Annotated in this window: 15 protein-coding genes; 11 read left to right on the forward strand and 4 right to left on the reverse strand. The window is 38.7% G+C overall.

The genetic code is table 11. The annotated features are described in order from the left end of the window. From ACWITO_RS04285 to ACWITO_RS04295, 3 genes are all read left to right on the forward strand, one after another. Positions 1-1,539: GAF domain-containing sensor histidine kinase (locus ACWITO_RS04285; protein WP_448528775.1), on the forward strand; the 1,539-nt coding region annotated here is incomplete at its 5' end. Positions 1,540-1,637: 98 nt separating this feature from the next. After that, positions 1,638-2,900, forward strand: coding sequence for a sodium:proton antiporter NhaD (gene nhaD / locus ACWITO_RS04290; protein WP_448528776.1), 1,263 nt, complete (start codon positions 1,638-1,640; stop codon positions 2,898-2,900). 73 nt (positions 2,901-2,973) lie between these two features. Beyond that, on the forward strand, positions 2,974-3,429 hold the full coding sequence (locus ACWITO_RS04295) for a zinc finger protein (protein WP_448528777.1): 456 nt from the start codon (positions 2,974-2,976) through the stop codon (positions 3,427-3,429). On the opposite strand, the gene ACWITO_RS04300 is transcribed toward ACWITO_RS04295, so the two are convergent. Next, a complete protein-coding gene (locus ACWITO_RS04300) occupies positions 3,419-4,072 on the reverse strand; it encodes an HAD family hydrolase (protein WP_448528778.1) in 654 nt (217 codons plus the stop codon). The genes ACWITO_RS04295 and ACWITO_RS04300 overlap by 11 nt on opposite strands. Positions 4,073-4,159: 87 nt before the next feature. On the opposite strand from ACWITO_RS04300, the gene ACWITO_RS04305 reads away from it, so the two are divergent. Together ACWITO_RS04305 and sdaAB are read left to right on the forward strand one after the other, a co-directional pair. Then, positions 4,160-6,508 carry a TonB-dependent receptor gene (locus ACWITO_RS04305; protein WP_448528779.1) on the forward strand — a complete coding sequence of 783 codons (2,349 nt, stop codon included), beginning with the start codon at positions 4,160-4,162 and terminating at the stop codon, positions 6,506-6,508. Between the two features lie 59 nt (positions 6,509-6,567). Further along, positions 6,568-7,245 (forward strand): L-serine ammonia-lyase, iron-sulfur-dependent subunit beta, encoded by a 678-nt coding sequence (sdaAB, locus tag ACWITO_RS04310; protein ID WP_448528780.1) that lies wholly within the window; start codon positions 6,568-6,570, stop codon positions 7,243-7,245. A gap of 7 nt (positions 7,246-7,252) precedes the next feature. Here the strand turns inward: sdaAB and ACWITO_RS04315 are convergent, their stop codons facing one another. The 3 genes from ACWITO_RS04315 to bshB1 all read right to left on the reverse strand — a co-directional run bounded on the left by ACWITO_RS04315 (position 7,253) and on the right by bshB1 (position 11,607). Further along, the gene (locus ACWITO_RS04315; protein WP_448528781.1) at positions 7,253-7,981 is read right to left on the reverse strand and encodes a peptidylprolyl isomerase; all 729 of its coding nucleotides are present in this window, start codon (positions 7,979-7,981) and stop codon (positions 7,253-7,255) included. Positions 7,982-8,135: 154 nt separating this feature from the next. Beyond that, positions 8,136-10,676 carry a PAS domain-containing protein gene (locus ACWITO_RS04320; RefSeq protein ID WP_448528782.1) on the reverse strand — a complete coding sequence of 847 codons (2,541 nt, stop codon included), beginning with the start codon at positions 10,674-10,676 and terminating at the stop codon, positions 8,136-8,138. Positions 10,677-10,905: 229 nt separating this feature from the next. Continuing rightward, complete coding sequence (gene bshB1 / locus ACWITO_RS04325; RefSeq protein ID WP_448528783.1) at positions 10,906-11,607, reverse strand: bacillithiol biosynthesis deacetylase BshB1; 702 nt, start codon at positions 11,605-11,607, stop codon at positions 10,906-10,908. Between the two features lie 108 nt (positions 11,608-11,715). Between bshB1 and ACWITO_RS04330 the strand changes: the two genes are divergently transcribed. The 6 genes from ACWITO_RS04330 (at position 11,716) to ispG (ending at position 20,873) form a co-directional block, all read left to right on the forward strand. Then, positions 11,716-12,297, forward strand: a complete 582-nt coding sequence (locus ACWITO_RS04330) for an ankyrin repeat domain-containing protein (RefSeq protein ID WP_448528784.1) — start codon at positions 11,716-11,718, stop codon at positions 12,295-12,297. Between the two features lie 27 nt (positions 12,298-12,324). After that, on the forward strand, positions 12,325-13,335 hold the full coding sequence (locus ACWITO_RS04335; protein ID WP_448528785.1) for a WG repeat-containing protein: 1,011 nt from the start codon (positions 12,325-12,327) through the stop codon (positions 13,333-13,335). A 33-nt stretch (positions 13,336-13,368) separates the two neighbouring features. Next, entirely contained in the window at positions 13,369-13,965 is a 597-nt protein-coding gene (locus tag ACWITO_RS04340; protein ID WP_448528786.1) for a hypothetical protein, read from the forward strand. A gap of 22 nt (positions 13,966-13,987) precedes the next feature. Next, positions 13,988-15,079: a tetratricopeptide repeat protein gene (locus ACWITO_RS04345; RefSeq protein WP_448528787.1), complete on the forward strand. Its 1,092-nt coding sequence runs from the start codon at positions 13,988-13,990 to the stop codon at positions 15,077-15,079. 72 nt (positions 15,080-15,151) lie between these two features. Then, a complete protein-coding gene (locus tag ACWITO_RS04350; protein WP_448528788.1) occupies positions 15,152-18,817 on the forward strand; it encodes a tetratricopeptide repeat protein in 3,666 nt (1,221 codons plus the stop codon). Positions 18,818-18,914: 97 nt separating this feature from the next. Further along, positions 18,915-20,873 carry a (E)-4-hydroxy-3-methylbut-2-enyl-diphosphate synthase gene (gene ispG, locus ACWITO_RS04355; RefSeq protein WP_101358892.1) on the forward strand — a complete coding sequence of 653 codons (1,959 nt, stop codon included), beginning with the start codon at positions 18,915-18,917 and terminating at the stop codon, positions 20,871-20,873. The last annotated feature ends 3 nt before the right edge of the window (positions 20,874-20,876 follow it).

Below are 20,876 nucleotides of genomic sequence, written 5' to 3' on the forward strand. Positions count from 1 at the left end.
GATAATAACGTAAAAACCTATTTTAGCCAAAATGTAGCTAATATCCACGACGATAGCGTACTGCGAACTATCGTCAAGTGGCAAGTGGAGCAGTTCAATCAAGCTGAAAGACGTATCCAACGCTTCACCCAAAAGCACGAAGAGGGTATAAAATTTCTCAAATATCTGCTCAATCACCCAATTATTGTAGAAGGTTTGTGGAATGAAGCTTTGCCACTGATTACCGAAAATTTACATCAACTTATTGGTGCAGATTTGATTAGTATCTGGGCATATGATGAAAATCAAGGTGTAGTACAATGTATAGAAATGTACGACCACAAAGCCCAAAAACACATCAGCATCAAAGATATTGAGGCTAATACCTTGTATATGAAGGATTTTCCCACTTACTTTGAAATTCTCAAAAATGAAAATATTATTGTCGCCAACGATGCTTTCAATAATCCCGCTACTTACGAACTCACCGAAATTTATCTTAAACCTATGGGGGGTAAATCCCTGTTAGATGTACCTTTCTTTATGGGTGGCAAATTGGCAGGAATCATCTGCTTTGAGCAGTATAATATGCGAATTTGGCTTCCTGATGAAATTTTTTTTGGTGTAAGTATTGGTACTTTTCTTTCGCTTACCTATCAAGCCTTGCAACGCAGACGCTCCGAGAAGCTCTTGCAGGAAGCCAATGAGTATTTAGTAAAATTGAATAATGAGATTATCCAACAGAATGAGGAAATTAGATCACAAGCAGAAATCATACGTGAGCAAAATCAGGAATTGCAGGCTCAATATGCTTCTATACAATATCTTAATCAAGGTTTGGAGGATTTGGTCAAGCAAAGAACTGAAAATCTTAACCAAACCACTGCCAAACTTATTTCTATCAACGAAGAGTTAGATACTTTTTTTTATCATTCGGCTCACGACTTACGCCGCCCACTCACTAATATTTTAGGACTTTTAGAGCTTGCTAAGATGCAAAACCCGTCCCAAGAAATGCAAGAAATATTAGGGTACATCAATGATACTGTGCTGGGAATGGACGCAATGCTTCGTAAACTTATTAGCATCAGTGCCATTCACAATCAAATTAACGAAAAAAAATTCATTGATTTTGAGGAAATTCTTAGCGAAGTATTGCTTTTACTTCAAAGATTGATAGCACAGAAAAAGGTAGAAATCATTAAACAAATAGAGCCTCGTTTAGATTTTTATGCCGAAAAAGAAGCCATAAAAGCCATTTTGCACAATCTCATTGAAAATGCCCTTATTTTTGCTCGCCCCGAAGGTGCTTGGGTAAAAATAGAAGTATTCAGACAAGAAAATCAACTTTGCATACGCATAACTGATAATGGTATTGGTATCCCCGAACAGTATCATCAGAAAATTTTTCAGATGTTTTTTCGTGCCAGCACCTATTCGCAAGGCAATGGGTTGGGGCTGTATATTGTTCGTAAAGCCGTAGAGCAGTTGCAAGGCACTATTACCCTTCAAAGCGAACCTGAAAAAGGCAGTGCTTTTTGTGTAAAATTGCCTTACTGAGTGTTTTTCGCTACTCTGCCTATCTTTTTTCAACAACAAAATCCTTGCTTTCTCGTTAATATTCCATAGTTTTGCGGAAATTTTAACTCAACCAAGCAATGATTACTGCTATTATCGTTATTTTTTGTATTGGCTATTTACTGATAGCCTTGGAGCATAATATTCGCCTCAATAAAACTGCCCCTGCTTTGCTGGCGGGTATTATCTGTTGGGCTATTTATATCGTAGCTGCTGATAACAAACAACTTGTTCAGGAACAATTATACCATCATTTGGCAGAAATTTCACAAATTTTATTTTTTCTTTTAGGAGCTATGACCATCGTAGAACTCATAGATGCTCACGATGGCTTTGATATTGTTAAAAATCAAATCAATACCAAAAATAATAAGCGTTTGCTTTGGGTAATGAGCCTAATTTCATTTTTTTTAGCGGCAATCATTGATAACCTCACCACGGCAATTGTAATGGTTTCTATTTTGCGAAAGGTTGTCAAAGACAAAGAACAAAGGCTTTTATTTGCAGGTGTAATGGTAATTTGTGCTAATGCAGGAGGCGTATGGTCGCCGATAGGTGCTGTAACTACCACAATGCTTTGGATAAAAGGACAAGTTTCGGCAGGAGCAGTGATTACTGAAATATTTTTACCAAGTTTGGCTTGTGCCCTCACGCCGCTTGTTTATTATCAGTTCAAACTTCCCAAGCAAGAAATTCAGCAGTTTAGTGAAAAAAATGAGGAAGCCAACCCCGATGGCAAAACGATGCTGGCTTTGGGGGTAGGCGTACTAATTATGGTGCCAATTTTCAAGACACTTACAGGTTTGCCTCCTTTTATGGGTATGCTTTTGGGGCTGGGTTTGGTTTGGGTTATTTCCGAAGTTATCCATAGCAATAAAGATGATGAACGCCGCCGTCCCCTTTCTGTGGCTCACGCCCTTTCACGCATTGATACTTCCAGTATCCTGTTTTTCTTGGGGATACTACTTGCCGTAGGGGCTTTGGAATCTACCCACATTCTCACTAATTTTTCTGAAATAGTAACGAATGCCGTCAAGGATTTTAACCTCATTTCTCTTATTATTGGGGCTTCTTCTTCGGTAGTGGATAATGTGCCTTTGCTTGCGGCGGTTCAGAATATGTATTCTATGGAGCAGTTTCCTATGGATAGTAAATTTTGGCTACTCACAGCTTATTCCACAGGTACAGGCGGAAGCATACTCATTATTGGCTCGGCGGCAGGCGTTGCCGCTATGGGTATGGAAGATATTACCTTTACGTGGTATCTGAAACGTATGTCGCTGATTGCTATTGCAGGATTTTTGGTAGGTGCAGGTGTGTTTTTCCTTTTGCACGGTTGGTAAAGTTTAGTAATGTCTAAATATCTTGATTTCTGATTATTGTTTTCTACACAATTACAAGTAGAACCCAACTGCTATGTCTTGGCTTTGTATTTCTTGCGAAACCGTTAATTACAGCGATAGCCAAAAGTGCATTGTTTGCGGTCTTGAAAGATTTTATTCTTTCAAAGAAGTGCAAAATCTTTTGGATAATCACCCTGAATACAAAACCTTACAAGAACAAAACAAAAAGCTCAACCAACAAAACAAATGGCTACAAACTCGTAACCGCAACCTAACGCAAGAAAATAAACAACTCAAAGAAATACTCGCAGAGCTTGAAAAAAAGGCTTCGGAAAATCCTCAAAACACCTATCAGCCAGAAAATATACAAGAAAATAATGATGAACTTTCTTTGCCCAAAGAAAAAATTACAAATAGTCAATACTTTCAAAAGCAAAGTTCTTTTGACTTATTACAAGAAAAAGTTTTTTGGGCTGAGCTAACCGCTCTTGTAAGCACCTTTTGGGCTATTTTTTGGACTACTCGCTAAAAAAATCGCAAATATCTTCTACAAAAGGTACAATATGAAAAGTTTGCAAACCTACTTTTTTTGCTCCTTCCAAGTTTCGTAAGCTATCATCTACAAAAAGTGTTTTTTCAGGTTTGAGCCTATTTTCCTCAATTACTTGTTCGTAAATGGCTCTTTCAGGTTTGGCTTTTCCCACTTCAAAAGAATAATAGGGCTTTCTGACAAGCATTTTAAGCGTAGAAGCACTCGTTTGCTTTTGCAAAATATTTTCTACCTCTTGCAAATGGGTAGGGTTGGTATTGCTCAAAATAAAAGTAGGTAGCTGGGTTTGCAAGTTTTGAAGCAAATCTACCCTTTTCTGTGGAATATCTAAAAGCAGAGCATTCCAAGCCTGTTTAAGTTCAGTTAAGGTAGCATTTAGGCTAAAAACTTTCTGAATTTCTGAAAAAAAAGCATTTTCAGAAATTTTTCCTGTTTCAAACTCATAAAAAATAGGGTGTTTGGTAAGATATTCGCCCTCGCCGAACTGGTGCGAGGTGTATTTTTCAAGGGCTTTGAGCGTAAGATTGAAATCAATATCAATAATCACCCCGCCCAAGTCAAAAATAATGGCTTCTATATCGCCTTTCAGAGCATTTTGTAACCAAAGTTTTTTTTCTTGCATAGCCGAATTTTTTGAGCAAATTAGAAATTTTATGCGTATATTTGTAACAAAAGGGCAATATTAGCCGTTTTTTGCAAAAAACAAGCTATGAAAAACACATTTATCGCATTAAGCGTATTATTTTTTTTCGTTTCCCCCCTCTTTTCCCAAAATAAACTCACCATTAGCGGCTATGTACGTGATGCCGCCACAGGCGAAGACCTCATTGGGGCATCAGTTTGGGAAGCCAAAAGCAAAGTGGGTATTCTTACCAATGCTTATGGCTACTATGCTTTGGAAATTCCTATCAGCAACGATACCATTATCCTGAAAGCCAGTTTTGTGGGCTATGCCGAATACACACAAAAAATTTTCTTTACCAAAAGTCTCACGCTCAATATACTTTTGCAAACCGACCAAGCCCAAGAGCAAATTGAAGCCATTGAAGTAGTGGGCGAAGATAAGTTCAAAGATGCCGTAGAAAAAACGCAAATGAGCGTAGAAAAACTGGATTACAAAGAAATAAAAACCGTACCTGTCATTTTTGGTGAAACGGATTTGATAAAAGTCTTGCAACTCAAACCGGGCGTGCAGTCGGGTTCGGAGGCTTCGGCGGGTTTGTATGTACGCGGCGGCGGACCCGACCAAAATTTGGTTCTCTTAGACGAAGGGCTTATCTACAATGCCGCTCATCTCTTTGGTTTTTTCAGCATTTTCAACTCCGATGCTATCAAAAACGTAGAACTCTACAAAGGCGATTTCCCCGCTCAATACGGAGGCAGGCTCTCTTCAGTGCTGGATATCAAGATGCGTGAAGGCAATAAAAATCGTTTTTCGGGTACAGGTGGCATAGGACTGATTTCATCAAGACTCACGCTTGAAGGTCCTATTCAAAAAGGCAAATCGTCTTTTATTGTTTCGGGCAGAAGGACGTATTTTGATATCATCACTCGTCAAATCAATAAAGCCAACGAAGGCAAACCCAATTACAACCCTATCCCCGATTATTACTTTTACGATTTGAACCTCAAAGCCAACTACGAAATTAGCGAAAAAGATAGGATTTTTGTCAGTGGCTATTTCGGCAGAGATGTGTTCAAATTTACAGGCAATCGGGGTAATTTTAACTTTGATTTTGATTGGGGCAATAGCTCGGCTACGGTGCGTTGGAATCATATTTTTAGCCCCAAATTATTCTTAAATACTACTGCTATTTACTCGGATTATCAGTACAAAATTCGCAATCGCTTTGCTTCTTTCCTTTTCAATATTGGCTCAAACATCAAAGATTACAACTTCAAAACCGACTTTGATTATCTGCATAGCGAAAAACATCATATTCGTTTTGGGGCTCAAGCCATTCATCATCAGTTTGGAGTGGCTCGCATACGCTTTGCCAGCGATGATAACCGCGTCAATTTCAATTCAGGAAGCACTTTCGAGGCTACCGAAATGGGCATTTACTTCAACGACGACCTCAAACTCAACGAAAAATGGCGACTCAATGCAGGTCTACGGGCTTCAGGCTTTTTGCAAAACCGAACTTTTTATGCAGGTCTTGAACCTCGTACAGCTTTGCGTTACAAGCTCAATGAGCAAACTTCGCTCAAAGCGAGCTTCGCCCAAATGTACCAGTACGTGCATTTGCTTTCCAATTCGGGGGCTACCTTGCCCACAGATATTTGGTATCCTTCCAACGAAGTAGTAAAACCGCAACTTTCCAGACAAGTAGCTACGGGGGTAAGTCATTTGTTCCGAAACAATGAACTGCTTTTCACAGCAGAAGTGTATTACAAACAAATGAAAAACCAAATTGATTTTCGCGATGGGGCAAATCTTTTCCTCAACGACAATCTCAATGGCGAATTTGTCTTTGGCAAAGGTTGGAGTTACGGATTAGAGCTTTATCTTGAAAAAAAGGCAGGCAAACTTACAGGCTGGCTCGGCTATACGCTTTCTTGGACAAAACGCCAATTTGCTGACTCTTCCAACAACAATGCTCCCATCAATTTTGGAAAAGCCTTTTTCCCCCGTTACGACAGACGCCACGACATAGCCCTTGTGCTAATGTACAAACTGAATGAAAAATGGACATTTGCCTTCAATTGGGTTTTTGGCAACAACAATTGGGTAACTATCCCACAGGGCAGATTTGGCGTACAAGGGGTAAATGGAGCGAATTTTCTTTTGGGGAATGATTTTGGCGAAAGAAGCAACTACCAAATGCCTGCCTATCACCGAGCCGATTTGAACATTATACGCAAATTTAAGCCCAAGTGGGGCGAATCTGACCTTACTTTTAGCATTTACAACCTCTACAATCGTCGCAATGCTTTTGTCATTTACTACGAACCTACCGAAGAAAACGTCCAAATTAACTTTTTTACTCAATTCCGAGCCCGACAGCTCGCCCTCTTTCCTATCATTCCTACACTGACGTATAATTTTAGGTTTTGAGGTTTCGTCAAAAATTTTTACCTTTACGAAGGTAAGTGCAACGTCTAAAATATGAGCTAATGAATGAACGAAGCAGTATTTTTGATATGATAGGTCCCATAATGATAGGACCATCAAGCTCGCATACAGCAGGTGTAGTACGCATTGGTAGAGTAGCTCATAAGATTTTGGGCAAAATGCCCCAAAAAGCTACTATCACCTTTTACAATTCCTTTGCCCAAACTTACGAAGGACACGGTAGCGATAGAGCTATCATTGCAGGGCTAATGGATTTTGCCACAGACGATACACGTATCAAAAACTCCTTTGATTTCGCCCAAGAAGCAGGTCTGCAATACACTTTCAAAGCCGTTGGCAATGCCTCTCTGTACCACCCCAACACCGTAAAGTTAGAACTGGAAGCCGAAGGCAAACAAATTGAAGTAATTGGCGAAAGTCGTGGTGGGGGAATTATCAATATTGCCTCCTACAATGGCTTTCGGGCTAATATTTCGGCATCTATGCACACGCTCATTGTACTGGCAGAAGATACCAAAGGAAAACTCGCCTTCCTTGCCAATATTTTAGCTCAAGACGATTGCAACATTGCTACTGCCTCGGTTTCAAGAAAAGGGAAAAATGATTTGGCTTGCCACTTTTACGAAATGGATAGCCCTCCTCGCCCCCTTACCCTTGAATACCTCAAAAGTCTGAAATGGGCTTACGAAATTACTGCCATTGATTGTACGCAAATCTGAGTTCTTACTACTCTTTTTTCTTCGCTTTTTTCTTTTTCTTGGAAGGCTTTTCAGGATACTGGAAGCCGTATTTTTTGGTAACCTCACTGCGTTTCATTACCTTGATAGAGGCTTTCATTCGTACATCTTTCAACGGGCGGTCGCGGGCATCGGTAGGTTCGGCAATGATTTTTTCAAGTACATCAAACCCTTCCAACATCTCACCAAAAACCGTGTAGTTTTGGTCTAAATGGGGGGTTCCTTTTTTAGTTTTGTAAAACTCGCGATGCTCCACTGGAAACTTGTGCTGTATTCGGGCAGAAAGAGCATCTAACTCCTCATCTGTGAAGGTTCTGCCTTGTACAATGTAAAACTGACAACTGCTGGAAGCCTTTTGGGGGTTATTGTCGCGAGCCGCCGCCAACGCTCCTCTTTTATGGAAAAGTTCAGGGTGAAATTCAGCATCAACACGATAATCCAGCCCGCCCATTCCAAGCATTTCACCGGGTTTGGCATTTTTGGAATTAGGGTCTCCGCCTTGTATCATAAAATCCTTAATAACTCGGTGAAAAAGCAAACCATCATAAAATTTCTCACGAACAAGTTTCAAGAAATTGGCTCGGTGCTTGGGGGTTTGTGGATAGAGTACAAACAGCATATCGCCATAGTCGGTCTGCAATAGCACCAAACTATCTTTTTTTTGAGCAAAAATACTATGAGCCAAAATGAGCAAGCTGAAGGCAAAAATTTTTCGCATAATTGTAAGTATTTACGTTCAAAGAGTTCAAGGGTTTGAAGGTTTCTGAGTTTAAGAGTTCAAAGGTTCGCAAGTCGTGAGTAAAGGCTGCGTTTCTTACGCCCAAATCCAAGTTACTTCCTGTTTCCTGCTTCCTATTTCCTGTCTCTATTTTTCAGGAAGTTTTGGTTTCTAAAAGTTCTTGTAGTTCTTTGAGTTGCTTTTCAAGTTCTTCAATGCGTTTTTTATCTTGTTTTTGTTTTTCAAAGAGGGTAGCCATAATTCTTTGGTTTTCGGCTTCGGCGAGTTTGGCTTCGGTAATATCTTTGGCAAAAACAGAAATACCTATTACCTCCCCTTTTTCGTTGAAAATAGGATTGAAGGAATGTTCGCGGTACTGAATTTTTTTATTACCCAAGTCCCTTTTGATAACTTTTTCAAAACGCTCTCCTGCTAGTGCCCTATCGTAATATTTTTTCCATTCTTCGTGCAGATGTTCGGGTATGGTGGTAAAAATATTATCGCCTTCTTTGAAATTGTATTCTTTCCGTCTTTTTCTAAAAACTTCGTTGAAAACAAGTAAATTATAGTTTTTATCAATCGCCATAATAGAGTCTTCGGTATTGTTGATAAGCGATTGCAAATTGGCTTCTTTCATTTTAAGTTCAATTTCGGCGGTGCGTTGTTGGGTAACATCAGTAACAAATACCGAAGCCCCTACTACTCTTTGCCTTTCGTTGTAAATCGGATTGTAAAGAATATCGTAATAATACGTAACCCCACGAATGGTAACGGTGGCACTGGTTTTGAAACGCTCTCCCGATAAAGCTCTCTTGATTTCCTCCATCATTTGCTCATAGGTTTTACCCGGAAAAGCATCATCAATAATTCTGCCCATATCCAAATACACACCAACCGACTCGTAAAGGTTCTTCATCGCCTTGTTGATAACCGTAATTTGCCTTTTATGATTAAATGCCATAATGGCATCAGAGGCATTATCCAACAAAGCCCTCATATTTCCCTCTTTTTCTGAAAGCTCTCTTTGGTTTCTCTGCATTTCTTCTTGGGTAGCCTGCAACTCCTCAATATTCTGACGCAACTCTTCTTCTTTTTCTCTCATCAGAGCTGTTATTTTTTGCGATTCTTCCAATAGTTGCTGGGTACGGCGATTCACTTTGGTACTTGAAAAAGTAGAAGCCACACTATCAGCTATCTGCTTGATAAATTCCTGCTGGTACTCCTCAAATTCGTGAAAAGAAGCCAGTTCCATTACCCCTTCTACTTTCTCATTGATTTTGAGCGGTACAATAAAAACATATTTCGGATTTGCCCCACCTAAACCTGTTCTTATTTCAATGTAGTCGTTAGGCACTTCGCTCAGATAGATAGGCAAGCCTTCCAACCACGCTCTACCCACTAAGCCCTGCCCTTTGAGAACTTTCTTTTCAATAAATTTCTTTTTGTTGTAAGCATAAGCGGCGGCAAGTTCCAAAAAATGTTCATTCGGATTGAGGTCGGTATCATTTACAATAAAAACTCCTCCCTGATTAGCCCCCACGTATTTTACAAGTTCGCCGATAAGCTCTTCGGAAAGCCTTTCCAAGTTGTTACTTTCACGGCGTAAGATTTCACTAAATTTAGCGATACCTGCGTTCCGCCAAGTACGAATACGCTCCTCTTCCGATACTTTCAAAAGCCCTTCTCGCATCTGTGCAATAGCCTCTCCAAAAGTTCCCTTGCCCTCAAAAACATTCAGTTCGGCATCGTATCTGCCCTCTTTTACACTAATAGCGTATTTTCGTAAGTTTTGCAGGTTCTTGGTGAGTATATTCAAATTACGAGTAATAGGCTCTAATTCACTTACTTGGGTGTGCAAGGTTTCGGGTAGGCCCCCTTCGGCAAGCTCTTCGGTAAAAATATCCACTTGTTCCAAGTTTTTTCCGATATGGCTATTGAGCAAGAAAATAAGAGCTACTAAAGCCACCGCCGTAATGAGGAACACAATTACCTGAAAAAGTGTAAAAAACTGATTTTCTTGCTCAATATCTACGTATAACTTTTCAGTAGCCTTGTCGTTAAAACTGATAAGTTGTGAAAAATAGACATCTAACTCTTTTTGTAGGCGTGTAATCTCATTGGCAAGAAGAAACGCAAGAGCGTCGTCGTAGAAAGTAATAGCCTTATTGGCTTTGATAGCCGTTGTATCCGATACATCTACCCTATCGGAATAATATACAGGACTTCGTTGCCCTTTTTTATTGATAGAAATAGCTTCTTTTACGAGTTTATCCATTTTTGCAAGCCTATCGGCAATAGCTTCGTAAGTTACGGCTAATTCGGGCTCATTGGTACGCCTTGCTACCATTCTTTGCAAGGAATCATTGAAAGCAAGAGCCTTTTTTTCCCATAAATCCAAAATTTCTTCATTTGTCCGAGAGCTAATCCGTTGTTCGGCGGCATAAACGCTATTTTGTAGAATAGAAATCATCTGATTGACTGCCTGAAAACAAGCATAAGCATACAACTTTACAGGCTGATAGGTAGAAGCGATGGCTTCGTTGCGTTTGGTTACCTGTACCATTCGCCCAATAAGCAGATAAGCAAATGCTATCATCAAAACGCCTGCAATAGCAATACTTAAAGCAATACGACTCTGAAAAGATTGTGCGTTGAACCTAAAAAGACGTAATAAACGGCTGACAAAGGCTTTCATTTTGTTTCAAGCAAAAGATTTCTACCAAAAGAATTTGCGAAATTTACGCAAATTTGCAATTCCTTCCAAATTTTCAAATAAAACTGCAAGAAACTTTGTAATTATTTACGTTCAAAAAAATTGAAGGTTCAAGAGTTTGGGGAAATTCTGCTCCCTCTAAATATCCAATATTCTAAATCCTGTTTCCTGTTTCTGCACTATAAATTAGACTTTAACAATTACGAAACTTTTATCGTAGATGCCAAAGCGAATTGACCCCTACCATTCGGCTGGTAGTAAAACCTTCGCCATAAATAGCTCCAATCTGATGCCCAAACTCTTTGGCTCGGGCTTCTATGAAGGCAAAAAATTCGGGAGTAGAAATGTAGGTTTGTGGCTCGTTGTTGTCTGTGGCATTAAATTGAGTGCTATATGCCAAAATTGCCTGTTTCTTGATTTCCCAAAAATCTGTAATATCTACTACAAAAGTAGGTTGTATGTACCTATCCTGAATGAAATGATACACAAAATCGGGTCTGTGAGCCTGCTGACCAGTTTCAATTTTTCTCAAACCTGCCAAAAAGCAAGCATCTCGCACCAATTCGGCGGCACGGGCGTGGTCGGGGTGGCGGTCGGTGATGGCATTGGTAAGCACAATTTTAGGCTTATACTGCCTTATTTTTTGAATAATTGCAAGTTGATGCTCTTTATCGTTTCGGAAAAATCCATCGGAAAATTTCAGATTTTCTCGTAAATGTAAGCCTAAAATCTGTGAGGCTTTTTCGGCTTCCTGCTGACGAGTTTGGATATTTCCTCGCGTGCCAAGTTCGCCTTGGGTAAGGTCTATGATACCTACTTTATTGCCTTGTGCTATGTGTAAGGCAAGCGTACCTGAACAGGAAAGTTCGGCATCGTCGGGGTGTGCGGCAAAAACTAAAATATCTAATTGCATTTTTGTTGTTACAACATTATTTGCGGCAATTTACAGAAAAAATACAAAATACGTCATTTGACGTATGGAAAAAATCAAGATAGAATGTCTACTTTGTAAAAAAATCTTATGAGAAACTATTTTTTAACCTTCGCTTGGATAGTTTTAGGATTAGCAACCACCCAAGCCCAAACCGAAATTTTTGAGGCTATTCGCGATGGCAACCAAGAACGCTTTATGCAACTTGTGCAAGACCCTAAAAATGTAAATGCCAGTATAAAATGGCAGGAAAAAACTTGGCTTTACGAAAACTTCACGCCTTTGATGCAGGCTGTTTCGTACCAGAGAGAAGAAATGGTATTGGAACTGCTCAAACGCAAAGCCAAAGCAAATGCCAAATGCAAAGTAATAGAGGGCTATGAAATAGATAAATGCGATGCCAAGGTTACAGGTTATACTGCTTTGCATATGGCGGCGGCAAAAGGCAACGAAAACATCATCAAACTATTGATTAGAGCAGGTGCCGATACTCGTGCCGAAGTAAAAATTAAATTCCGACATAAGGAATGTTACAAAACCAAAGATGGCTGGTTTGTAGAGGAGTTTGTACTGGGTCCGCAGGGCTATGCCGAAACTTTTGGGCAAAATGATGCCGCCCGTATTATTCGTACCGCCAAAGGCTCTAAATGGATAAAAGAGCCGATAAAATAATTCATTAACCTATTTAATCAATTTAATATGCTCAAAACATCATTCTTGGGCTTATTTTTAGCCTTTAGCTTACAAACCTTTGCCCAAACCCTACCCGAGCTTATTCCCTACCGAAAAGGCAATATGTGGGGCTTTTGCTCGCCTGATAAAACCATTAAGATTGCGTGCAAATATGAAGAGGTTAGCGAATTTAGAGAAAATCTGGCGGCTGTACGAATCAACAAAAAATGGGGTTTTATTGATAAATCAGGGAAGGAGGTTGTTGCTTGCAGATACGAATCTGTTGGCGATTTTACAGAAGGTTTGGCAAAAGTAAAACTGAATAAGCAATGGGGCTTTATTGACCCCACAGGCAAAGAAGTGATATCCTTGCAATATGAAGAGGTGGGCGATTTTTGCGAGAACTTAAAAAAGAATTGTAGTGGCTTAGCACGCGTAAAACGCAACAAGAAATGGGGTTTTATTGATAAATCGGGCAAAGAGGTGATTGCTTGCCAATACGAATATGCAGGGTGTATGTGTGAAAATCTGGCAGCTGTGCAAATTAACAAAAAATGGGGATTTATCGATAATACAGGAAAAGTTGTTATTCCAGCTCAATTCGAGAGTTCTCTTTCCTTCAATGAGGGCTTTGCTGCTGTAATGAAAAATAAAAAATGGGGTTTTATTGATAAAAAAGGAAAAGAAATAATTGCTTGCCAATTTGATGATGCAAGATGGTTTTTTGAAGGATTAGCCGCCGTAAAACTTAATGATAAAGGTTTTGTATTCATAAACCGCTCCCTAAAAATAGTCGTTCCCCCTTACGAACAGGCTTTGAGCACTCTCTCTTACGAAGAAGCTACGTTTTTTAATGAAGGACTTGCTCCCATAAAAAGTTTTGGTAAATGGGGATTTATTGATAAAACAGGAAATGAAGTTATTCCTTGCAAATACGGTTATGCGTGGAGTTTTGTCAATGGCATTGCAAAAGTTTCTTTGAAAAATGGTAAAACTTTCTACATAGACCGCAACGGCACCGAATATTTTGAACCCTAATACTTTTATTCCTTAAAACAAAAATTTAAGATTATGAAGAACACATTTTTTGCCCTGATTTTGATGTTTTTAACACCTATCTGGGCTTTTTCGCAAAACGAATCGGCTGTGAGAATGGCTGAAATAGAAACTAATACCTATAACACTGAAAAAGTGATAGAAAATTCCGCTGCTCAATTTTTTATTCAACCACAGCCCCCTATTTCAGTTAAACAAATTGAACCCCTGAAATTTTCCAAAAAACTTACTAATGAAAAGATTTTAGTAAAACCTGCTATATCAGGAAAATTCCTTGCCAAAATCAAGAAAAACCTAAAACATCAAAAACCCGAACAAACCCATAAAACCACAAAAGGTGGTAAGTTTTGGGCTATTTTGTTCGGACTGGTTTCTATTGTTACTTTTTTGCTTTTATTTTCGGAGCAATCGTGGGCATACTGGTTTATTTCAATGATAAGTATGACCATTGCTCTACTTATCAATTCTGATGTTGCAGAAATTTTAGCAATTATTTCTTGCATAGTTTGCTTGGTACTTATCATTATCGGACTGACCACCGCTAATGCTATGGCTCTACTTTTAGGCTTGCTGATGCTTATTTACGTTGCCGCAATGATTGGATTAACCTAATAAACATAAATTTACAATTCTTATGAAAAAACTTTGTTTGATTTTCAATATTTGTTTGATTGGGTTTTTGAGCGTTCAAGCTCAAAACAATATTCCCAAAGCCCCCAACAAAACCGATACGCAAGGACGCAGACAAGGCAAATGGGTTATCCTTTTTGACAAAGATTGGAAGGTTACAAGTAGCAATGATGTTGCTTATTACAGAATGACTGAATACAAAGAAGGAAAGCCCATTGGGAAAGTAAGGGATTACTATGCTCACAATCACAAAATACAATTTGAAGGCGAAATGATTGATGACACCCCACAACAAGAAGTAATGAAAGGCTTGTGTGTCTGGTATTATGATACAGGTCTAAAAATGCAAGAAGCCCGCTACAACGACAAAGGCAATATGCTTGAACGCAAAAACTATGACGAAAATGGCAAACTTATTCCTGCCGAACAAGTAAAAGCACAAGAAGATTTACAAAAGGGAATACAACTCAACCAAGAAGGCAAATATCAGGAGGCTTTGCAATACTTAGAAAGTGCTAAAAAAGTTTTGAACAAAGAAAATTTTGGCAACTACTATCATTTTTTGCTCGGTAGTTTGGTAATCTCTACACAAAACCTCAAAATGTGGGGAAAAGCCTCGCAGTACGCCGATGAATATCTTGCCGTTCTGAAAGAGAAATTTGGCGAAAACGATAAAAACTACGCAGAGGCAATAATGGATATAGCTTTCATTTACGAAATGGCAAACGAATTTCAGAAAGCCGAGCAATGCTACCTTTTTATGCTTCGCTATGTAGAAAAAACACAGGGCAAGCAATCCAAAGCATACGTTGCACAACTCAACAACCTTGCCGCTACCTATTTTCTGAAAAATGATTTCAAAACGGCACTCAAATATCTGCAAGAAAACAAAGATATTTCTGCCAAAGTCAATGGAAATAAAAGCACAGACCACGCCCTAATCCTTGAAAATATCGGGCAATGTTATCGGTATGTGAAAGACTGCAAAAACGCCAAACCTTATTTGCAAGAGGCAATGGAAATATTCAGAGAGCAAAAAGGAACAAGTAGCAAAGAATACCAACGTTGCCAAAAAGCAATGAGTGATTGTCAGTAAATCAAAAAATTACAATTTTTTAGTTTAGATTATGGTTTGAAAGGCTCTTTCAAAATCAAAAAACATTCAACTATGAAAATAATCTGCTTTTTCGGGCTTTATCTTTTGGCTGTGTGCAATCTTTCAGCCCAAGATTGGCAAACACAATTCAAGCAAGGCGTGAGTGCCTATCAGGCAAAAAATTACAAAGAAGCTATCAGTCAATTTTTTTACGCCAAACAAGGAGCTATTGACTATGTAGGGAAAAATAATATCAACTATTATTACATTGTAACGCTTTTAGGCAGAGCCTACGAAGACAATTTGCAGTACAAAGAAGCAGAAAAAGAATTTCGGGAAGCCTACGAGATAGCAAAAACTATCTTTCCTCAAAATCAGGAAGGTTTTTTGGAAATGGCGGCTCACAATCTTGGAAAAAACTATTATTTGCAAGAAAATTACGCCGAAGCCGAAAAATACACCCAAGAAGCCTATCAGCTCAACAAGTCTGCCCCTGAAATAGACCTTTCCATTTACAATACCTTGGGGGCAATCTGCAAAGAACAAGGAAAATTTGAGGAAGCTGAAAAGTATTTTAGAGAAATAATGAAAAGAACTAATCCCGAAAAACCGCTTTTCTACCCTGCCCTGAACGGATTAGCTTCGGTTCTGTATAAGCAAGGCAAATTAAAAGAGGCCGAAGAAACTTTTTTACAGCTCATTAAAGAAACCCGAAATAAATTTGGCGAAGATGCAAGATATGCCAACTACTTGTATAATATTGGTACTTTTTACCGAAATACCTATCAATTTACCAAAGCCGAAAACTACCTAAAAACGAGCCTTTCTTTGCAAGAAAAACTTTTGGGCAAGAAGCACCCCGATTATGCACTTACCTGCTCGCAATTGGGCTATGTGTATCAGGACTTGGGCAAATGGCAAGATGCCGAAAAACTCTTGCAAGAAGCCACAAATATTTTCAATGAAAGAAACGATAAACTCAATTATATCCTTTCGCTCAATAGTCTGGGTAGTTTGAAAGAGCATCAGGCGTTTTTTGTTGAAGCCGAAAAGCTCTACAAAGAAGCTCAACAACTCTGCGAACAGCACTTCGGTAAAGAAAAAAGCACTTATGCCACCATTTTAGGCAATTTAGCAGGTTTATATTTCAAGCAAGGAGCATACAAACAAGCCGAACCACTTTTAGCTAATGTTTTAAGCATCAAAGAAAAAGTTTTTGGCAAAAATAGCCCCGAATACCACATAAGCCTGATGAATTATGCCGTGCTAAAAAAAGAACTCGGTGCAACAGAAACGGCAGAAAAAGACCTAATGAAATGTGCCGATTACTTTCAGAAAAATGTGGGGAAAAATACGCCTTATTATATTTCTGTTTTGCAAAATTTGGCTGTTATTTATACCGAAAAAGAAAGTTTTTTGCAAGCCGAAGAGAAATATTTAGAAGCTCAAACGATTTGCCAAAAAGTTTTTGGAGAGCGAAGTTCCAATTATATTGAACTTCTCAACAATTTTGCTCAATTCTATATTACGCTTGGCAATTTAGAGAAGGCTTTAGACTTGTATCAGCAAATTTTGTCTTTATCCGAACAGATTTGGGATAGAAATCATATCAGATATGCCAATGCGATTAGTTATGTTGGATATATTTTTGCAATGACAGGCAATTACGAGGAAGCTGAAAAATTGGGCTTGAAAAGTTGGGAAATCGCACAAAAATACTATGGTGAAAATCAGCCTGAACTACTTTCTATACTCAACAATCTTGCCTATACGCTTTCCGAAGCCAAAAAATACAAAGAAGCCTCTTTCTATTTGGAAAAGGCTAAAAGTGTAGCCGAAAAACTTTATGGCAAAGAAAATATTTTTACAGGGGTAGTTTTCAATAATGTAGGCACAAATTTTATCCGAGCAGGCGAGTATAAGAAAGCTCAACCTATACTCCTTGAATCCTTGCAAATCCAAGAAAAAATTTATGGCAAAGAACATCAAACTTATCTGACTGCCGAACAGAACCTTGCTTGGCTACATAGCTTGCAAAATAATTTCTCGGAAGCCGAAAAAATCTATCAAAGAAATTTAAGTAAGCAAATAGAACGAATTTTTCAGATTTTCCCCATACTTTCAGAAAATGAAAAAATTAGTTTTGTAAGAAATCAACAAAGATTTTTTGAAAATTACATAGATTTCTGCATTCGTTATCCTTCGTATAAGCCCAATATTTACGCAGATTTGTTGGATTTTCGCCTGCTTACCAAAGGAATGATTGCGGAGGCTTCACAAAATTTACAGAAAAAAGTGATAGCTCTCAAAAACCCTCAAATTACCCAACTCTACAACCAATGGCTCGCTAAAAAAAATGAGTATCTAAAACTTTTGAACGCACCTGTTTCCCAAAAAAGCGATACCCAAATCAAACAAGTTACAGAAGAACTTAATTTTTTGGAAAAAGAACTTTCTAAAAAGGTAGATTTAGGCAAAACACCCAAAAAATACTCTTGGAAAGACATTCAAAAACAGCTAAAAAATGATGAGATTGCTATTGAGGTTATCAGAACGCTGACACAAAACCCTACCAATCGTCAGAAAACAGATACTGCTTATGTTTTTTTAATCATTACTACCCAAACCAAAGAAGCCCCCGAATTATTACTTGCCCCAAATGCCTCACTTTTAGAAACAGAACAATTAGCCCTCTACGGCAATGTGATAGAAACTCGTAAAACACAATTTTATCAGGAGTTGTACGACAACTTTTGGGGAAATATCATCAAAAAAAGTAAGGTTTTACAAAGCACAAATTTCAAGAAAATCTATTTTTCACCCGATGGCGTGTATCATAAAATCAACTTGGCAACTCTTTATGATGAAACCAAAAAGCAATTTTTAGGAGAGTTTTTGCAAATTTATCAACTCACCAACTTGAAAAAGTTAATAGAAACTGATAATCTTTCAGTTTCCAATAAAAATGCTTTTCTCGTAGGCTATCCTGATTATCAAGGAACTGACGAAAAACAAGAAAAACCCGAAAATAGAGGGTATAGTACTAAAATCACTAACAAAGAAAAGCAAAAACTTTCTCGTTTCTTAGATTTTGAAAGTGTAAGCTATTTGCCCGGTACGAAAAAAGAAACAGATAAAATTGCTGATATTTTGCAGAAAAAGGGCTTACAAGTAAATCTGTTACAAAGCAAGCAAGCTACCGAAGAAGCTATCAAAAAAGTATCTAATCCACAAATTTTGCATATCGCCACACACGGATTTTTTTTAGAAGATGTAGATACGGGTTCAGAACTTGATGTAAAGCAAAGTTTGGTGAATAAAAATCCTCTTTTGCGTTCGGGTTTGCTACTGGCAAATTGTAGCAAAAGTTTAAGACAGGGCGAGTTAAACTCCGAAAAAGAAGATGGTATCCTGACGGCTTACGAAGTAGCTCAGTTGGAATTACAAAATACTGCTTTGGTGGTGCTTTCTGCTTGCGAAACAGGTTTAGGAGCAATTTTGAATGGGGAAGGAGTTTTTGGTTTGCAACGTTCATTTTTTCAGGCAGGGGCTAAAAATCTGATTATCTCGCTGTGGAAAGTAGATGACGAAGCTACGCAAAAGTTTATGGAGATGCTCTACGAAAACTGGCAAAACAAAGGTATGAGCCTACAAGAAAGTTTTTATGAAGCTCAAAAAGCTATTCGTCAGCAGTATATCCACCCCAAATATTGGGGGGCATTTGTGTTGGTGAAGTAAATTTTAAACTTAATATGATGTAATTTCATAATATCTTACAACTCCTTACAACTTTTCTTTGAGTTTTTTGTTTATTTTTGTGGTAAATTTTTTGTTTATGCAAGAAACGCAAAGCCACAGCAAATTTTTGTATTGCCCTTCGCTTACAAAGTATCAACGCAGGCAAACGATTGAAGTAAAAATTGGAGATGTACCTTTGGGCGGTAATAACCCCATTCGGGTGCAAACTATGACCATTTCCGATACAATGAATACCCCTGCGGTAGTAGCGGAATGTATTCGCCTGATTGAGGCTGGCTCCGAATACATACGTATTACCGCACCAAGTATTAAAGAAGCTGAAAATTTACAAAATATAAAAAAAGAACTACGAAAATTAGGTTACACTACTCCGCTTATTGCTGATATTCATTTCACGCCCAATGCCGCCGAACTTGCGGCTCGCATTGTAGAAAAAGTACGTATCAATCCGGGAAATTTTGCTGATAGAAAACGCTTTGAGATTATAGAATACACCGAAGCCGAATACCAAGCCGAACTTGAACGCATCAGAGAAAAATTTGTGCCATTACTTAAAATTTGTAAAGAATATGGTACAGCTTTGCGTATCGGTACGAATCACGGCTCACTCTCCGATAGAATTATGAGCCGCTACGGTGATAACCCTTTGGGAATGGTAGAATCTGCTTTGGAATTTTTGCGTATTGCCGAAGATGAAGGTTTTTACAATATTGTGCTTTCAATGAAAAGTAGCAATCCGCAAGTAATGGTGCAGGCATACAGGCTTCTGGTACAACGCCTCCAAGAAGAAGGCTTAAAGCCCTATCCTTTACACTTGGGCGTAACCGAGGCAGGCGATGGCGAAGATGGTAGAATAAAATCTGCCGTAGGCATTGGAACTCTCTTGGAAGATGGATTAGGCGATACAGTGCGAGTTTCGCTCACCGAAGACCCTGAATATGAAATTCCCGTAGCCAAAAAACTCGTTAATCGCTATACAGAACGAGAAAAACTACAAAAGCCCATTCCTGCTATTGAAAACTACCCTATCAATCCTTTTGCCTATCATCGTCGCGAAACCTGCGAAATTTTGAATATTGGGGCGAAAAATGTCCCTCGTGTGATTGCTGATTTTTCCACCTTTGAAAAAATTGAAATGGACGATTTGAAAAAAATTGGACATTTCTATCTCCCTGCTACCGACAAATGGGCAATGAATGACCTTGGAGCAGATTTTTTGTATTTAGGCAACAAATCTGTTCCTTTTATGCTTCCTAATGGTTTGCAAGCAATACAAGATTATCAAGTTTGGCTAAAGCAGAAAACTGAAAAGGCTTATCCTCTTTGCAATCTAACCGAATATCTTTCTTGTAATGATTTCTCCCCCACACTCAATTTTCTTTTGCTTGATGTAGATAGTACAGATTTACAAGGGGAACTGCTTCATCGCTTGCAAAATGAAAAAAAGTCTTGGGTAATGGTTTTGAAAACAGGTAATCCTCACGCTTTGCCTGCTGTTAGGGCATTAGTTGTAAGGCTCATACAAAATCGCATTGATTTACCTGTAATAATTTGGCGAAGCTATTGCACCCAAGATTTGGAACAATTACAAATTGATGCCTCTACCGATATAGGAGGCTTGCTATTAGACGGATTAGGCGATGGCTTGATGATTTCCGTGCCTAATGAGCTAATCTCAGAAGGCAATAGTCTGGCATTTGGTATTTTGCAAGCTACACGCACACGCATTACAAAAACCGAATACATTTCTTGCCCAAGTTGTGGCAGAACGCTTTTTGATTTGCAAGAAGTTACTGCTAAAATTCGCAAACGCACCGACCACCTCAAAGGTGTCAAAATTGCTATAATGGGCTGTATTGTAAATGGACCCGGCGAAATGGCAGATGCCGATTATGGCTATGTAGGTTCGGGCAAAGGCAAAATTTCTTTGTATAGGGGCAAAGAAATAGTCAAACGCACCGTAGCCGAAGAAAATGCCCTTGATGAACTCATTAACCTCATCAAAGAAGACGGCAAATGGATTGAACCTGTCTGATAT

The organism is Raineya sp. (genome assembly GCF_053497555.1).

What these genes read in the sequence shown, in the direction of transcription:
- ACWITO_RS04330 (WP_448528784.1), top strand. Translation starts at nt 11,716, where the DNA reads ATGAGAAACTATTTTTTAACCTTCGCTTGGATAGTTTTAGGATTAGCA.
- ACWITO_RS04350 (WP_448528788.1), top strand. Translation starts at nt 15,152, where the DNA reads ATGAAAATAATCTGCTTTTTCGGGCTTTATCTTTTGGCTGTGTGCAAT.
- ACWITO_RS04340 (WP_448528786.1), top strand. Translation starts at nt 13,369, where the DNA reads ATGAAGAACACATTTTTTGCCCTGATTTTGATGTTTTTAACACCTATC.
- ACWITO_RS04335 (WP_448528785.1), top strand. Translation starts at nt 12,325, where the DNA reads ATGCTCAAAACATCATTCTTGGGCTTATTTTTAGCCTTTAGCTTACAA.
- ACWITO_RS04320 (WP_448528782.1), bottom strand. Translation starts at nt 10,676, where the DNA reads ATGAAAGCCTTTGTCAGCCGTTTATTACGTCTTTTTAGGTTCAACGCA.
- ACWITO_RS04300 (WP_448528778.1), bottom strand. Translation starts at nt 4,072, where the DNA reads ATGCAAGAAAAAAAACTTTGGTTACAAAATGCTCTGAAAGGCGATATA.
- nhaD (WP_448528776.1), top strand. Translation starts at nt 1,638, where the DNA reads ATGATTACTGCTATTATCGTTATTTTTTGTATTGGCTATTTACTGATA.
- ACWITO_RS04345 (WP_448528787.1), top strand. Translation starts at nt 13,988, where the DNA reads ATGAAAAAACTTTGTTTGATTTTCAATATTTGTTTGATTGGGTTTTTG.
- sdaAB (WP_448528780.1), top strand. Translation starts at nt 6,568, where the DNA reads ATGAATGAACGAAGCAGTATTTTTGATATGATAGGTCCCATAATGATA.
- ispG (WP_101358892.1), top strand. Translation starts at nt 18,915, where the DNA reads ATGCAAGAAACGCAAAGCCACAGCAAATTTTTGTATTGCCCTTCGCTT.
- ACWITO_RS04315 (WP_448528781.1), bottom strand. Translation starts at nt 7,981, where the DNA reads ATGCGAAAAATTTTTGCCTTCAGCTTGCTCATTTTGGCTCATAGTATT.
- bshB1 (WP_448528783.1), bottom strand. Translation starts at nt 11,607, where the DNA reads ATGCAATTAGATATTTTAGTTTTTGCCGCACACCCCGACGATGCCGAA.
- ACWITO_RS04295 (WP_448528777.1), top strand. Translation starts at nt 2,974, where the DNA reads ATGTCTTGGCTTTGTATTTCTTGCGAAACCGTTAATTACAGCGATAGC.
- ACWITO_RS04305 (WP_448528779.1), top strand. Translation starts at nt 4,160, where the DNA reads ATGAAAAACACATTTATCGCATTAAGCGTATTATTTTTTTTCGTTTCC.